The organism is Gordonibacter pamelaeae (assembly GCF_003340385.1).
In the GTDB taxonomy this organism is placed as follows: Bacteria; Actinomycetota; Coriobacteriia; order Coriobacteriales; family Eggerthellaceae; genus Gordonibacter; species Gordonibacter pamelaeae.
This window is the reverse complement of record NZ_PPTS01000004.1, coordinates 1-14,881: the sequence shown is the minus strand read 5'-3', so window position 1 is coordinate 14,881 and position 14,881 is coordinate 1. Positions and strand designations below refer to the sequence as shown.

Genomic DNA, 14,881 nt, shown 5'->3' with positions numbered 1-14,881 from the left:
AGGGAGAAGACGGGATCAACATGGGCAACTGCCATTACTGCATGAACTGCGGCCGCTGCCGGGGCGAGAAGCCGCCGGCCATCCTCGTGCGCCGCTGCCCGTCGTGCGGCCGCATGAACGATCCGGGCACGCGCACCTGCGCCGCCTGCGGCTGCTCCCTCGAGCTGCAATCCGGCACGACGAGCCTCGCGCCGGGAAAGAGGATTCCCTAAGCGCGCATGGCGCTTTTGCTCTCCGGGGCCTCGGCGAATATCCGGGCCACGGACTCGCTGCCCTCGGTGAGGAAGAAGGCCTTGAAGTCCAGCAGCATGCGCTCGCGGGCGCCGGGGAGGGCGAGGTCGAAGTCGAAGCGGCGCTGGATCTTCTCTATGTGGTAGAGCACCGTGTTGCGGTGCAGGTGGAGCCGCGACGCCACGGCGGTGGCGTTGCGACCGCTGTTCAGGTAGTGCCAGAACAGGGCCAGGTAGTTCGTGTTGTTGGCAACGTCCTCGGCCTGGATCTTCTCCACCACGGTATGCGAGAAGCAGAACCGCATGAACCGCTCGTCCTTTTCCGCCGGGTCCACGAGGAAGTACATGAGCGCGTCGCCGAACAGGTACGCGCCGCGGTCGGCGTCCTCGGCGGCGGAGAGCTGCAGGCGGATGGTCTGGCGCAGTCCGAGCGCGATCTTCGCCTGCCGGTACGCCATGTCGAGGTTCTCGATGCCCTCGAATATCTCCGACACGCCGCAGTCGATGCCCAAGGGGCCGCTCACGTGCTCCTCGAGCTCGTCGAGGGTGCGGCGGTGCGCGAGGCGGCAGTCGCTCGGCGGCGCGTAGCAGAGCGCCAGCACCTCGGCGCGGTACGCGAAGCAGTGCACGTCGCCGCCGTTCAGCCGCCCGGCCGCCCGCACCGCGCGTCCCGCCTTCTCGGGGTCGGCCCCCTCGTCCACCTCCAGCACCACGAGCTTGTACTGCGCGTCGGCCGCGAGCCCGGCCATCTCCAGCTGCGTGTCCACGTACTCGCACGACACGGGCTCGTGCTCCAGCAGCTTCTCGAAGAAGAAGTAGTGGGGTATGTTCAGCTTCACCTGCGAGCGCCACTGCTGCTCGCACAGCGGCATGACGTGGCGTATCAAGATGCCGAACAGGTCCTTCAGCCCCTCGGTGAGCGGCGCGACGTGGCATGACATGGACAGCGACCCGAAGTAGGTGTGGCTAAGGTACAGCGGATGCGACAGCCGCGCGTAGGGCGTGATGGCGGAGGGCTCCTTCTCGTAGAACGCCTTCTCGGGCAGGTGGAAGCGCTTCTCCGCGATCATCTGGGGCGACAGGCAGCCGGTTTCGACCAGGCGCCGGTGCAGGGCGTCGGGCGGCTCGATGGCGGAGGTGCGCGCGACGAGGTTGAACTCGTTGTCGGTCACGAACATGAAGTTGCGCATCACCGGCGCGCTCGCGTCGAGCGCCTCGGCGAGCGTGCCGTGGCGCAGCGCGATGCGGTCGAGCTCGCCCTCCCACAGCAAAAGGCGCATGAAGTAGGACTGCACGAGGAAGATGAAGTAGGAGAAGCGGTCCTGCTGCCGGATGACGAGCAGGCGGTCGGCCACGTCCGCGAGGGCGGACCCGACATGCTCCCCGCCGTCCGCCAGCGCCAGCGCGAAGGCCCGCGGGCGGTCGCGCAGGAGCGTGCCGGCCATGCCAAGGCGGCATACGAACAGCAGCCGCGCGTCGTCCAGGTCGCTCGGCGCCGTGCTCGCCACCTGCTCGTGCGACACGGCGGCGAACCAGCGGAACGTGCGGCGCGCGGCGGGAGGCCGATGGACGACCTCGCAGTCCGACAGGAAATCTTCCAGCATGGGCAACGTCACCGTCGCCAGGCTGCCCCCTTGCGCGGGCGCGAGGAAGACGTCGTCCCCGAAATCGTGAGATGCCACTGAGAACTCCCATTCACGTGACGGCCAGAGGCGCAAGTGCCGCTTTCCGGTATACCCGAACAGTATAGCAGGAGCCCGGATGCAACCGCGGAAGTTCGCCGGGCGTTACTCCCAGCCCAGATTTTCGTGGTACCAGCGCCGCCCGTCGGCCTCTTGCGACAAGACCGGGTCGAGCAGGCTTGCCGCAAGTGCTTCTGCCGTCTCGATCTCGGCGTATTCCGGGGGCAGACCGGTTTGCCGAACAAGCTTCCTGAAGGTGCCGCGGTAAAGCCGTTTCCACTCCATGGGCGCCGCGTACTTCTCGGGAAGCTTTATTCCCCGCACGGTCGCCTCGATGCGCGCCCGCCTGCAAAGCTCTCCGCCGTCGAAGTCGGTGGTCACGGCGTAAACCGCAACGTCTACAAGGTCTTTGACGCGCGAGGAGGGCCTGTCGCCATGCATTTCGACCATGGCGCAGAGTTTGTCGGCAAGGGAGCACGTGGCGGGGTAGATGCGATAGCCGAACGTCGGGATATCCGGTACGTCGATTCTGTCGGCTGGCTCGACAACCTCGGATTTGCCGTACGCGATCTGATCGAACACGAGGTCGATGGAGATATCCTGCAGCCGTTTTCCTCCAAGCAAGGGTGTAAAGGTGACGTTGAGTCCTGCTCGGTAGTCGTCTTCGGCCTTGATCGGCTTGTATCCGACAAATTCGAAGGTTACGAAGTCCTCGAGGTCGATGGCTGCAAGATGCTTGAGTTCGGCGAGCGCTTCGTCGATATCCGCTTTCTCAGAAAGCAGGTCGATGTCTCGGGTGGCTCGTGCATCCGCAGTACGTGCAAGCATGCTCTGGCCTCCCTTCAGCACAAAAGGCGTGTCCTGCCTGCTGAATATGCGGCACAGGAATCGATGGAAGTAGAAACCCGAGACGGCTCTCCCGGTGTCAAGCGATGATGCCTTCGCGGCGGCCTTGACCGCCATTTCGAGGGCTGTGGGGGTTGCGTACGCCATCATGCTTCCTCCCCGAAGATCCTTGCCATCTTCCTTTTCGCTTGAGCCGAGGCACCGGCATCTGCCGCAAGGCGTATGAGCCTTTCTTCGTCTAAGCCCTTTTCCCGGGCATCGGAGAGCGCGTCCTCCACAAGCGACGGGTCTTCGCCGTCCAGCACGAGGTCAACCAAGGTGCGCTCGATGCTTGTCACGGGGATGCCGCTTGCAAACGACACCTCGTTGCGGGAGATGTCGCGCACGCCGAACCTCGTCTCGACGTTGCGCGAGTTGATGCGCCTCGGGGCGAGGATGCGGTAAGGCGAGAGGTAGAAATCCCCGATGCCGAGGATCGAGGCGGCCGTGTTCCCTGCGACGGCAATGCCGTCCCAGGCATCGACGGGCACCCGCTCGTGCGTCATCTTCGCGGGGTCGGTGAGCTTCCATGCGGCGGTCAGCTCGTCGAGCTGCGACGCCGGAGTCCCCGCCATCCGGTACGCACCATGGGCGATGCGCACGAGCTTCCCTGCTTCGCGAGCCTTGGCGAGCACGTTGCGCGGAATGCCGAGACGCATGGCTTGCGCCGTGGTGAAAACGCCCTCCGATGCGGAAAGCTCATTCATGATGGAAAGGTAATCACGTCTATTCATGTTTCAATTGTATCGTATAAGGATACTTTTGAAACAAGATATTGGAAAATGTAACCTACGGACGCTCGGCACGGAACGATGGTTCACGGTTGCGCGAACCGCTATTATGGTGGGCATGGCGGTGAGGAAAACCGTCAAGTGGAGTTGAGGGCGCGCGAGGTCGCGCCGGCAAGAAGGAGAGGGAAGGAGAGGCGTATGTCTGCGGGATTGGCGATCTGCCTGGTGTGCGGGGAGCCGCTCGATTACTTCGAGGAGGGGCGGGAGGTTTCCTGCCATATCTGCGGCAAGAAGGAGACGGGACATTCCGTGTGCACGGCAGGGCACTACGTGTGCGACGTGTGCCATCGCGAGGGCGGCGTCGACCATGTCATGGAGTACTGCTCGTCCGCCGATTCGAAGAACCCGGTGGAGATGGCTATGGCCATGATGGACGACAAGTCCATCTTCCCCAACGGGCCGGAGCACCACACGCTCGTGGGCGCCGCGCTGCTCGCCGCCTACAAGAACGCCGGCGGCGACCTTGACCTGCCCCGGGCGCTTGCAGAGATGCGAAACCGCTCGATGAGCGTGCCGGGTGGCACGTGCGGGCTCTGGGGGACCTGCGGCGCGGCCGTGAGCGCGGGCATGTACTGGAGCATCGTGTCGGGTTCCACGCCCATGACGCGCGGGCCGTGGGCCGAGACGCAGCGCCTGACTTCGCGCATCCTCGCCCGCCTGGCCGACCTGGGCGGGCCGCGCTGCTGCAAGCGCACGGGCTTCGTCGCCCTCCAGGAGGCGGCGGCGTACACGGCCGAGCTGCGCGGTATCGAGATGGAGATGCCCGAGCGCATAACCTGCCGTTACTTCCACCGCAACCGCGAGTGCCTGAGGGCCGGCTGCCCGTTCTTCGGCAGGTAGCCTGCCGCCGACGGCGCGGCTGCTTCCCGGCGGCGTATTCCGCCTGAACGCCGGCCGTCGGCACGCTGCGCTTCCCTTGCCGACGCTTCCCCGCTTGAACATCCGCCTCAAAGTGCTAGACTACATCTTATAATAATAGGATGCAAACAACTATCGGGGAGGCGGGGCGACGATGGACTACCATGCTTACTACCGCAAGGCCGAGGCCGGCGGCTACCAGGAGTACTACGATGCGATCGCGAAGGCGCAGGGCATCGACCCGCAGGCCACCGCGCGCACGCGCAACGCCGAGGACGCCGTGCCCGGCGAGGCGAAGGACAAGCTCTTCAACGTGGCCGCCGAGATCAAGAACACGTTCCATGAGTTCGGCGCTCCGCTGCCGCCGTTGCTTGAAGGGTGCACCGTGGTGGACCTGTGCTGCGGGTCGGGGCGCGACACGTACCTGGCGGCCCAGCTCGTTGGTCCTGCCGGCAAGGTCGTCGGCGTGGAGCCCAACGCGGAGCGCCTGGCCATCGCGCAGAAGTACCTGGACAAGGAGATGAAGCAGTTCGGCTACGGCCAGCCCAACGTGGAGCTGGTGCGCGGCGTGCCCGAGGACCTCTCCTTCCTGGCCGACGGCACGGCCGACGTGGTCATCTCCAACTGCACGTTCAACCTCTCGCCCGACAAGGCCGCCTACGTCGCCGAGGTCAAGCGCGTGCTGAAGCCGCAGGGGGAGTGGTACTTCACCGACGTGTTCACCGACCGCCGCATTCCGCAGGAGACTTCGGACAAGATCGAGAACGTCGCCCTGCGCCTGGGAGGCGCCCTGTTCGTGGAGGATTTCCGCCGCATCGCCCAGGGCCTGGGCTTCCACGACCCGCGCTACGTGGTGACGCGCAAGACGCCGTTGACCGACGCCGAGGCGTCCCTCTTCCCCGGCATCGCGTTCGCCACCGTCACCTGCCGCCTTCTGAACTCCGAGCTCACGTCGGACCACTGCGAGGACTACGGAGAGGAGGTCGTCTACGACGGGACGCTTCCCGACTACCCCGACTTCTTCCTGTTCGACAAGGACATCAAGTTCCCGGCCGGCAAGCCGTGCCACGTGTGCGACAACGTGTCGGTGCTGGGCCTTGGGGGCTGCCGCTACGCGAAGGTCATCACCGTGAAGGGCGACCGCTCGGCGCACTTCGGCGATATCCACGGCGACCATATCATCAAGACGGCCGCCGACTGGGAGGGCATCGTGGACGAGGACGACCAGCCCGTCATGGTGAGCTGCTGCTAGGAAAGGCACGGAAATGGACAAGATCAGATTCATGGTGGTGAGCGGCTTTCTGGGTGCCGGCAAGACCACGACGATGATAGCCCTGGCCGAGCACCTGAACAAAAGCTACGGCGAGACGGCCATCATCGCCAACGACCTGGGCGCGAACCTCGTGGACACGAACCTCACCCAGACGTCGGGCTGCACGGTGGCCGAGATAGCCTCGGGCTGCATCTGCTATCAGATGGACAACACCATCGACCAGATACGCCGCCTGCGCGACAAGGACGGGGCGGTGTTCGTCATGTCCGACATCCCCGGCTGCGGCGTGGGCGCGCTCGACCACGTGTACCACCGCCTGGCCGAGGACTGCGCCGACGAGTTCACGCTCTCGCCCTTCACCGTGGTGGTGGACCCCGAGCGGCTGCGCATGATCATGCCCGAGCGGGCCGACATCAACCTGCCCGAGGAGCTGGTGTACCTGCTGAAGCTTCAGCTGGAAGAGGCCGACCTCGTGGTGCTGAACAAGGCCGACCTGCTGGAGGAGGCCGACATCCACCGCTACGTGGACTTCCTCAAGACGGCCTGCCCCGACATCCCGGTCATCGTGATCTCGGCGCTGGAGAAGACGAACATCGCGGAGCTCGCGGACTTCATCACCACGCACGAGACGGCGCTCAAGAACTTCTCGGTGCGCCACAATCAGGAGTTCGCCGATGCGGAGGCGAAGCTCACCTGGTACAACCGCCGCCTGTACCTCAAGACGAACGATGGCGGCAAGATAGACTGCAACGCGGTGGTGGACGACCTCATCGAGGGCATCCGCATGGGGCTCATCGAGCGCAAGCGCAACGTGCCGCACCTGAAGACGTTCGCCACGTCGGGCAACGGCGACTTCAACAAGGCGTCGCTCATCGGGGTGGACTACGACGTGGAGTACGCGCAGAAGCTGTTGCGCCCGCACAAGAACCTGCGCATGATCATCAACGCGCGCGCCGTGTGCGAGGCGCGCCCGCTCGCGCGACTCATGGACGACGCGCTGGACGAGGTGTGCGAGAAGTACGACCTGGACTGCCAGGTGTTCTTCACGGAATGCTTCGGCATGGCGGACGAAGGTCGATAGGGGACAGCATGGGAGTCGATGAGAGCAGGGATATTCGCGAGCTGGTGCGCGAATATTATGGGGAGACGCTGCAGGGGAGCGACGACTTGAAGACCGACGCTTGCTGCTGCACTGCGCATACGCCGCCGAAGTACGTCATTGACGTGATGAACGAGATCGACGACGAGATCATGGCGCACTTCTACGGGTGCGGCTCGCCCATCCCGCCGGCGCTGGAGGGCGCCACGGTGCTCGACCTGGGGTGCGGCACGGGGCGCGACGTGTATATCTGCTCGAAGCTCGTAGGGCCTTCGGGGCGCGTCATCGGCGTGGACATGACCGAGCAGCAGCTGGCATTCGCGCGGCGGCACGAGGCGGCGCAGATGGCGCGGTTCGGTTTCACGCGCTCCAACGTGGAGTTCCACTGCGGGTTCATCGAGGATCTGGGGGCCCTTGGCATTGAGGACGAGTCGGTGGACGTGGTGGTGTCGAACTGCGTCATCAACCTGTCGCCCTTCAAGGACCAGGTGTTCAAGGAGATAGCCCGCGTGCTGAAGCCGGGCGGGGAGCTGTACTTCTCGGACATCTTCTCGGACCGCCGCGTGCCGCCGAAGTTCTACGACGACCCGGTGCTGCGCGGCGAGTGCCTCTCGGGCGCGCTCTACATTGAGGACTTCCGCCGCATCCTGGCCGAGCACGGCATGCCCGTGTTCTACGACGTGGAGACGGAGCCCCTGCACGTGGGCGACTTCCAGATAGAGACGAAGCTCGGCTGCATCGGCTTCGCCTCGCACACGGTGCGCGCCATCAAGTGCGCCGACCTGGAGGACCGCGAGGAGAACTACGGGCAGACGGCCACGTACCTGGGCACCATGCCCGAGAACGGGCGCTACTTCGACCTGACCGAGGATCTGCGCCTCATCAAGGGCCGGCCGGTGGCCGTGAGCGGGAACATGGCCGCGATGCTGCGCGCGTCGCGCTATGCCCCGCATTTCGAGGTGCGGGGCGACCGCACGCACCATGTGGGCGCCTTCGACCAGGGTGCGGCCCAGGAGGCGCTGGAGCTGGCGCGCGGGAAGCGGCGCATCGGGTTGGCCGAGCTGGAGCAGGCGTACCGCGACCTGGGCATCGAGCCGTTCGACCAGCGCGTGCACGACAAGGAGCTGCTGAGGAGCGCGCCGGAGCTCGCCACCATGCAGGTGAACGTGGGCTACCGCTGCAACCTTGCGTGCAGCCACTGCTTCCTGGAGAGCGGCCCGCAGCGCGCCGAGTGCATGGAGCGCGAGACGATGGAGGCGGTGCTCGCGGCCTTTGCGCGAGGCGGCTTCCGCACGCTCGACATCACCGGCGGCTCGCCCGAGATGAACCCCCATCTGGAATGGTTCGTGCGCGAGGCGTCCGCGCTGGCCGACGAGGTCATCGTGCGCAGCAACCTCACCATCTTGGACGCGCCGGAGTATCGGCACTTCATGCAGGTGTACGCCGAGTGCGGGGTGCACCTGGTGACGTCGCTGCCGTACTTCAACGAGCAGGGCTGCGACCTGCAGCGCGGTCGCAACGTGTTCGACCGCGTGGTGGGTGTGCTGCGCGAGCTGAACGAGCTCGGGTACGGTGTGGACCCCGCCCTCAAGATCGACGTGGCCTACAACGTGTCGGGCCCGTTTTTGCCGCCCGATCAGCGCGAGCTGGAGGAGTTCTACGCTTGGGAGCTGGAACGCGAGCAGCACGTGAGGTTCGACAACCTCTACGCGTTCAACAACTACGCGCTCGGCCGCTTCGCGAACCAGCTCAAGCGCGAGGGGAAGTTCGACTACTACCTGGACCTGCTGTCCGAGAACTACAACGGCGCCGTGGTGGCGCGCATGATGTGCCGCTCGCAGGTGAACGTCGACTACGACGGGCGCCTGTACGACTGCGAGGTGAACCACGTGCTGGGCCTGCCGCTCGACGGGCCGCGCAACGTCCGCGACCTCGTGGACGAGCCGCTGGGCCCGCGCACCATAGCCACGAGCCCCCTCTGCTACAGCTGCGCCGCCGGCTGCGGCAGCTCCTGCGGCGGCAGCCTCATGGACAAGTACGGCGAGTGAGGGGGAGCGAGTCGTATGCGCGCACATGCGTCGGCTGACGACCGCCTCATAGAGCGGCACCTCGATGGCGGGTGCACCGACGGGGGCTTCGTGGACGTGCGTGGCGGACGGGCGCGCGACCGGGCGAAGACGTTCGGGTCCATCGTGGCCGGCCTGACGGTGGTGCTGGCCATTTGGGGGCTGTTCGCCCTCTTCTTCAACGGGACGGGGGCCTCCGCCCTGCGCTTCCCCACGCCGGTGGAGACGTTCGCGCGCCTTAGCGAGTACCTGTTCGAGGGGCGCTCGCTTTACGGGCAGAGCATCTACGCGCACGTGGGGGCCAGCGTGCAGCGCCTCCTGGTGGCGTTTTCGCTCGCGGCGGCGTTCGGCATCGTGCTGGGGTCCGTCCTCGGCTACTTCACGCGCATCTACGCCATCGGCATGGCGCCGGTGTCCATCTTCCAGATGATTCCCGGCCTGGCCTGGCTGCCCATCGCCATCCTGCTGTTCGGGCTGGGCGACGAGTCGGCCGTCTTCATCATCTTCGCCGTGTCGTCCATGGTCATCACCGTGGACGTGGCGGGCGGCATCCGCATGGTGCCCGCGGTGCTGGTGCGCGCGGCCAAGATGGCGGGCGCGAGCGGGCCGGCCATCTTCCTGAAGGTGCTCGTGCCGCAGGCGTCGGTGTCCATCATCAACGCGCTGCGCGTGGGCATGTCATCGGCGTGGCGCGTGCTCATCGCCGCCGAGATGGTGGTGGGCACGGGGATCGGCCTGGGCTACTCCATCGAGCTCACGCGCGATTTGCTGGACTACGTGGGCGCGTTCGCCTGCATCGCGGTCATCTGCGTCATCGGGCTGGCCATCGACCGCGTGGTGCTGGCGACCTTCGAGAAGGCCATCCGGCACCGTCTGGGCCTGGAGGAGGGGTACTGATGGCGCTCATCGAGCTTTCCCACGCCACGAAGGCGTACTGGACGGACCGCTCGAAGCGCCGGGCGCGCATCGTGCTGGACGACGTGGACCTCGCCATCGAGGAGGGCGAGTTCGTGTGCCTCATCGGCCCCTCCGGCTGCGGCAAGACCGTCACTCTGAACCTCATCGCGGGGTTCGAGCAGCCCACGCGCGGCTCGGTGCGCTACCGCGGCCGCGAGGTGGCGGGCCCCGGCCCCGAGCGTGGGGTGGTCTTCCAGGAGTACAGCCTGCTGCCGTGGCTCACGGTGCTGGAGAACGTGGTGTTCGCGCTCGACTCATGTGGGGCCCCGCGCGCGGCGCGCCGCGACACGGCGCTTTCGGCTCTGCGCGCCGTGGGATTGGCCGAGTTCGCCGACCAGCGGCCCAACCTGCTGTCGGGCGGCATGAAGCAGCGCGTGGCCATCGCGCGGCTTCTGGCCATGGACTCGGACGTGTTCCTCATGGACGAGCCGTTCTCTGCCCTCGACGAGCAGACGCGCGCCGCCCTCGACGCGAGCCTGTTCCATTTGTGGCGCGAGCGCCGCAAGACCGTGGTGTTCATCACCCATAACATCTCGGAGGCGGTGCTGTTGGCATCGCGCATCGTGCTGTACTCCGGCACGCCGGGATCCATCATCGGGCAATGGCGCGTTCCCGAAGACCTGCCGCGCGATGCGGGCAGCCCCGAGGCCCGGCGGCTCCATGCCGAGATCCGGGACCTCATGCCCGCGAGCGCGTGCTCGTTTGCGGAGGATGCGTGATGCGCATATGCCGGGAAAGGGCGGCCGCACGGCCGCACGACGCAAGAAGGAGAGGGAAGCGATCATGAGAACAAGGAAACGCACGGCGAAGGCGAAGGTGCTGCTGCTCGCCTGCATGGCGGCTCTTACCCTGGGCGTGGCAGGCCTATGGGGCTGCGCCTCGGGCGACGGCCAAGGCGACGCGAAGCAGGGCGAGGCCCCGGCCTCCGAGAGCCAGGAGGCCTTGGAGCCCGTATCGGTGGCCTACCTGAACAAGGCCGGCTACGAGACCGTCATCGTGGCCGACAAGAAGGGCTACTTCGATGCCGCGCCCATGGACGTGGAGCTGCTCACCGTGAGCGGCTCGGGCCAGCAGTCCGTCGAGGCGCTCCTCGCAGGCTCCGCCGATATCGCGGCCACGGGCCAGGGCCCGGTGGCAGACGCGCTCGGCCAGTACGGCGATGACATCGTGGTGCTCTGCGGCACGAACTGCAACACGAACTCGCAGGTCATCGTTGCATCGCCGTCAATGACCGGTGATACGGCCATCACGCCCTACGACAAGGCGTCGGACAACAAGGCGGAGGTGAAGGCCTCGTTCGAGGCGGCCGCCGCCGCGCTCGGCCGCCCCGTGAAGCTGGGCGTGCAGCAAGGAGCCACCACCGAGTCGGCCGTGAAGTCGTGGATGAGCGCCATGGGCGTGTCGGTGAACGACTTCGGCACCGAGGGCGACGGCACCGTGACGCTCGTGGACGTGAAGGCCAACACGCTGCCCACGGTGCTGGCCGCCGGCAGCGACATCGACCTGATGGCCGCGAGCCAGCCCTACCCGGACACGGCGCTTTCCGCCGCCCCCGGCTCCTACCGCGTAGGCTCCAACGCGGACACGAACTCCTACGACGTGGCGGCGTACATCACCACGAAGGAGGTCTACGAGAAGGAGGAGGCCTCCCTCAAGGAGTTCGTTAAGGCGCTCGACCAGGCCACCGACTATATGGCTGACAGCGCGAACGAGGCCGAGTGCGTGAAGATCTGCGCCGACAGCATGGGCGCGTCCGAGGACACCGTGCGGGCGGCGTTTTCCGTGGCCGACTGGAAGACGGGCATGACCGACACCATGCTGGACTCCCTTGCGAAGGCCGTGAAGAAGAAGGGCTACGAGATGACGCCCGACCAGATCAAGGCCGCCTGCCCGCTCATCCCGTGGATGGACGCGGAGCTGGGCGACTAGCCAGCAGGCGCTGCGGGAGGGGGTCGGCGGGGGCTTATGCCGCACGGCCCCCTTCGAACTGCGCGCAAGGCGCGAGCCCGGGGAAAGGACAACGACCGTGGACAACGAACATGCAGCGGCCTACGGGCCCTCGTGCGCCGACTGCGGCTCGGGCGGCTGCGCCGACGGGTCGGGGGCGTACCCGCCCTTCTGCGCGACGGCGGCGCTCGCCGCGGAGGATCGCGCCGCGCTGCTCGAGCAGTACCGCGACGAGGAGGTCTACCGCATCATGGCCGCCGCCTCGGACACGGCGCGCCTCGCGTTCGACGAGCACTGGTGCCGCGTGGAGGAGACCATGGAGTACGCCCGCCGCACCGGCGCGCGGAAGCTCGGCATCGCCGTGTGCTCCGGCCTGCTGGGGGAGGGGCGCACGCTCGCGCGCATCCTGCGCGCCAACGGCTTCGACGTGTACGGCATGGCCTGCAAGGTGGGTTCGCTCACGCGCGCCGAGCTCGGCGTCGCCGACAGCTGCTGCGACTACGGCGCGGTGTCGTGCGACCCGCTGCTGCAGGCGCGGCTGCTGAACGAGGCCGGCACCGACCTCAACATCGTCATGGGCCTGTGCGTGGGCCACGACATCCTGTTCGCGCAACGCTCCGCCGCCCCCTGCACCACGCTCGTGGTGAAGGACCGCGCCCTCGTGCACAACCCGGTGGCGGCGCTGCACGCGGCCTGCGGCCCCTCGCCCTACAACCGCATGCTCAAGCAGCACCCCGCCTGGCGGGCCTGACGGGCGCTATTCCTCGCCGCGCCCCTCGCTTGCGGCGATGGCTGCGGCGGCCTCTTCGGGCGGCAGGGGGCGCGAGAACAGGTAGCCCTGCATAAGGTCGCAGCCGCACCGGCCCAGGAAGGCCCGCTGCTCCGGTGTCTCCACCCCTTCGGAGAGCGCCTGCGTGCCCAGCACGCCGAACCCGGAGGCCAGAAGCGCGAAGAACTCCACCAGATGCTCGTCCTCCGTCACGGACCACAGGATGCTCTTGTCCAGCTTCACCACGTCGAACGGCAGCTCCAGCAGCGTGGACAGGTTCGAGTACCCCGTGCCGAAGTCGTCCAGGTAGAAGCGCACGCCCTGTGCGTGCATCTTCTCCATGAAGGCCCGCACGGCCTCGGGGTTCGCGATGATGGCGCTCTCCGTCACTTCCACGCGCAGGCACGACGCCGGTATGCCGTGGCGCGCCACCACGGCCAGCACCGATTCGGCCAGGTCGTCCTGTATGAACTGCACGGCCGAGAAGTTCACCGACACGCCGTGGAACGTCGTGCTCGGGTGGGCGTCCCGGTAGGAGCGCACGAACGCGCAGGCGCGTTCCAGCATGAACCGCGTGACGTCTGATATGACGCCGATCTGCTCGGCGATGGGGATGAACTCGTCGGGCGGGATAGGGCCCAGCTCGTCGTCGGTCAGGCGGCAGAGCGCCTCGGCCGCCACGAACCGCCGAGCGCTCTCGGACCAGATGGGCTGCAGGTTCAGGGTGAAGCCGTCCTGCTCGGCCGCGCGGCGCACCACGTCGGCGATGGCGTTGCGACGGTGGATGGCCCCCATCATCTCCGGCGTGCAGACGCAGGGGGTGTTTGGCTCCAGCTTCCTCGACTCCACCGTGGCGTATTCCAGGGCGGCAACCACGTCGCCGGGCGTGCGCGCGATGGCGGGATAGCTCACGGCGCCGATGGCCGCGCCCACCGTGCAGGAGTGCCCCCCGATGCGCCACGGCTCTTCAAGGCGCTTTTGCAGCGGGGCGATCAGGGTGGCCGTCGCGGCGGCCTCGTCGTGGTTCCCGCCTGCGCCGTCGCAGCTTGCGATCAGGGCGAACTGGTCGCCGCTGTAGCGGTAGAGCCGCGCCTCGCCGACAGTGCCCAGGTACGCGGCGAACTCGCGCAGGAACCGGTCGCCGTTCTCGTGGCCGAACTTGTCGTTGATGAACTTGAAGTTGGACAGCGAAACGAGCACGGCCGTGAACGGCTGCCCCTTCTCGTCCATGAGCGAGACCATGGACAGGAACTCCTGGCGGTTGGAGGCGCCGGTGAGCTGGTCGACCGACAGGCGCTTGTTCTGCAGGTACAGGTAGATGATGAGCAGCGAGCACGCGGCCGCCGACCCCGACAGCAGATAGGTTGGGAACAGCTGCTGCACGGCTATCACGCCCACGGCGATGAGCGGGAACACGGCCAGGATGCGCTTGATGACGGGGTCGATGGGCGCCCGCGTGAACACCACGAGCGCGAAACAGGCCACGCAGTAGAAGTAGAACACCAGGTAGGTGGCTATAATGAGCGGCCCCTGCATGTAGACGCCCGCCGCGTCGAAGGAGAACAGGCAGCCGGTGGGGACGTTCGCCAGCACCAGCAGGAAGTACGCCGCGCACGGCACGCCGCTCGCCAGGACGAAGGCCCGCCCGACCGGCCGCGCCTCGCCCACAACGGCCACGGCGTAGTAGAAGTACACGGTGCCCAGAAGCGGCGTGAGCACGAAGTAGCAGAGGGTCACGAGGTAGGTGAGCGGCAGCAGCTCCAGCGGCGCATAGGCGATCATGAGCGTCGAGGCCAGGTTCGTGCCGATAGCCCCCAGTGTGGTGGCCAGGCAGAGCCGGAACACCCGGTTCTTCGGCGACGGCACCGCATGGCTCTGGCGCGAGTACACGGAGATGACGAGCACGATGATGAAGGCGATGACCTCAGCCGATACGTTCCATCCCATGTCGTTCGCCCATCCTCGTCTCCCGGCGCCCGCCGAGAGGGCCGCATCCCGCAACCCCCTGTCTTATTGTAACGTCTCGTCCCCGCTCCGCCCCGCACAATTCATTCTTGAACTTCCCCTGAACGCCGTCGGCGCAGGTCCTCCGTTCCCGCAGGTCCTCCCCGGGCGCCTCCTTTCCCGCATGGCGGGCATGGCCGGCATCGCTCGCCGAGCGGTGGTGTAGCGCTCCGGCGCCCCTTTTGGCAGAAAACGGCCGGTTTGGCAATCTCCGCGCCCCTTAACGTGCGAGCGGGGCGGCCCTTTCCCTGCGGTCCTCAAGGTTTTCCCTGTTCGGAGCATTCTGCGCAGCACGGTCTGCGCCGGGGAGTGCCATAGGC

Annotated in this window: 13 protein-coding genes; 9 read left to right on the top strand and 4 right to left on the bottom strand. The window is 66.8% G+C overall.

From position 1 onward, the window contains the following. The first annotated feature begins 20 nt into the window (after positions 1-20). Positions 21-212, top strand: a complete 192-nt coding sequence (locus C1877_RS07235) for a hypothetical protein (RefSeq protein ID WP_015540526.1) — start codon at positions 21-23, stop codon at positions 210-212. Here the strand turns inward: C1877_RS07235 and C1877_RS07230 are convergent. The 3 genes from C1877_RS07230 to C1877_RS07220 form a co-directional block, all read right to left on the bottom strand. Then, a complete protein-coding gene (locus C1877_RS07230) occupies positions 209-1,912 on the bottom strand; it encodes a PucR family transcriptional regulator (RefSeq protein ID WP_147274527.1) in 1,704 nt (567 codons plus the stop codon). The genes C1877_RS07235 and C1877_RS07230 overlap by 4 nt on opposite strands. 105 nt (positions 1,913-2,017) lie before the next feature. Next, the gene (locus C1877_RS07225; protein WP_049784297.1) at positions 2,018-2,905 is read right to left on the bottom strand and encodes a nucleotidyl transferase AbiEii/AbiGii toxin family protein; all 888 of its coding nucleotides are present in this window, start codon (positions 2,903-2,905) and stop codon (positions 2,018-2,020) included. Beyond that, positions 2,905-3,531: a type IV toxin-antitoxin system AbiEi family antitoxin domain-containing protein gene (locus C1877_RS07220; protein WP_041239827.1), complete on the bottom strand. Its 627-nt coding sequence runs from the start codon at positions 3,529-3,531 to the stop codon at positions 2,905-2,907. The genes C1877_RS07225 and C1877_RS07220 overlap by 1 nt, the downstream gene beginning before the upstream one ends. Positions 3,532-3,726: 195 nt before the next feature. On the opposite strand from C1877_RS07220, the gene C1877_RS07215 reads away from it, so the two are divergent. The 8 genes from C1877_RS07215 to C1877_RS07180 all read left to right on the top strand — a co-directional run bounded on the left by C1877_RS07215 (position 3,727) and on the right by C1877_RS07180 (position 12,539). Then, complete coding sequence (locus C1877_RS07215; protein ID WP_114568823.1) at positions 3,727-4,428, top strand: DUF5714 domain-containing protein; 702 nt, start codon at positions 3,727-3,729, stop codon at positions 4,426-4,428. Positions 4,429-4,600: 172 nt separating this feature from the next. Then, the gene (locus tag C1877_RS07210; RefSeq protein ID WP_114568822.1) at positions 4,601-5,698 is read left to right on the top strand and encodes a methyltransferase domain-containing protein; all 1,098 of its coding nucleotides are present in this window, start codon (positions 4,601-4,603) and stop codon (positions 5,696-5,698) included. A gap of 13 nt (positions 5,699-5,711) precedes the next feature. Beyond that, positions 5,712-6,800 carry a GTP-binding protein gene (locus C1877_RS07205; protein WP_114568821.1) on the top strand — a complete coding sequence of 363 codons (1,089 nt, stop codon included), beginning with the start codon at positions 5,712-5,714 and terminating at the stop codon, positions 6,798-6,800. 8 nt (positions 6,801-6,808) lie between these two features. Beyond that, on the top strand, positions 6,809-8,866 hold the full coding sequence (gene arsS / locus C1877_RS07200; RefSeq protein ID WP_015540532.1) for an arsenosugar biosynthesis radical SAM (seleno)protein ArsS: 2,058 nt from the start codon (positions 6,809-6,811) through the stop codon (positions 8,864-8,866). 15 nt (positions 8,867-8,881) lie between these two features. Further along, on the top strand, positions 8,882-9,781 hold the full coding sequence (locus tag C1877_RS07195; protein WP_015540533.1) for an ABC transporter permease: 900 nt from the start codon (positions 8,882-8,884) through the stop codon (positions 9,779-9,781). Beyond that, complete coding sequence (locus C1877_RS07190) at positions 9,781-10,560, top strand: ABC transporter ATP-binding protein (RefSeq protein WP_015540534.1); 780 nt, start codon at positions 9,781-9,783, stop codon at positions 10,558-10,560. Before C1877_RS07195 ends, C1877_RS07190 begins: the two co-directional genes overlap by 1 nt. Before the next feature lie 64 nt (positions 10,561-10,624). Further along, complete coding sequence (locus tag C1877_RS07185) at positions 10,625-11,770, top strand: ABC transporter substrate-binding protein (protein ID WP_167536696.1); 1,146 nt, start codon at positions 10,625-10,627, stop codon at positions 11,768-11,770. Positions 11,771-11,867: 97 nt separating this feature from the next. After that, positions 11,868-12,539 carry a DUF1847 domain-containing protein gene (locus C1877_RS07180; protein ID WP_041239828.1) on the top strand — a complete coding sequence of 224 codons (672 nt, stop codon included), beginning with the start codon at positions 11,868-11,870 and terminating at the stop codon, positions 12,537-12,539. Between the two features lie 6 nt (positions 12,540-12,545). Here C1877_RS07180 and C1877_RS07175 read toward each other — a convergent pair whose 3' ends face one another. After that, positions 12,546-14,504 carry a putative bifunctional diguanylate cyclase/phosphodiesterase gene (locus C1877_RS07175; protein ID WP_114568820.1) on the bottom strand — a complete coding sequence of 653 codons (1,959 nt, stop codon included), beginning with the start codon at positions 14,502-14,504 and terminating at the stop codon, positions 12,546-12,548. Positions 14,505-14,881: the final 377 nt, after the last annotated feature.

Bases quoted from the DNA above. Each gene is read 5' to 3' on its own strand.
- C1877_RS07235 (WP_015540526.1), top strand. From the start codon at position 21: ATGGGCAACTGCCATTACTGCATGAACTGCGGCCGCTGCCGGGGCGAG.
- C1877_RS07225 (WP_049784297.1), bottom strand. From the start codon at position 2,905: ATGGCGTACGCAACCCCCACAGCCCTCGAAATGGCGGTCAAGGCCGCC.
- C1877_RS07220 (WP_041239827.1), bottom strand. From the start codon at position 3,531: ATGAATAGACGTGATTACCTTTCCATCATGAATGAGCTTTCCGCATCG.
- C1877_RS07215 (WP_114568823.1), top strand. From the start codon at position 3,727: ATGTCTGCGGGATTGGCGATCTGCCTGGTGTGCGGGGAGCCGCTCGAT.
- C1877_RS07210 (WP_114568822.1), top strand. From the start codon at position 4,601: ATGGACTACCATGCTTACTACCGCAAGGCCGAGGCCGGCGGCTACCAG.
- C1877_RS07205 (WP_114568821.1), top strand. From the start codon at position 5,712: ATGGACAAGATCAGATTCATGGTGGTGAGCGGCTTTCTGGGTGCCGGC.
- arsS (WP_015540532.1), top strand. From the start codon at position 6,809: ATGGGAGTCGATGAGAGCAGGGATATTCGCGAGCTGGTGCGCGAATAT.
- C1877_RS07195 (WP_015540533.1), top strand. From the start codon at position 8,882: ATGCGCGCACATGCGTCGGCTGACGACCGCCTCATAGAGCGGCACCTC.
- C1877_RS07190 (WP_015540534.1), top strand. From the start codon at position 9,781: ATGGCGCTCATCGAGCTTTCCCACGCCACGAAGGCGTACTGGACGGAC.
- C1877_RS07185 (WP_167536696.1), top strand. From the start codon at position 10,625: ATGAGAACAAGGAAACGCACGGCGAAGGCGAAGGTGCTGCTGCTCGCC.
- C1877_RS07175 (WP_114568820.1), bottom strand. From the start codon at position 14,504: ATGGGATGGAACGTATCGGCTGAGGTCATCGCCTTCATCATCGTGCTC.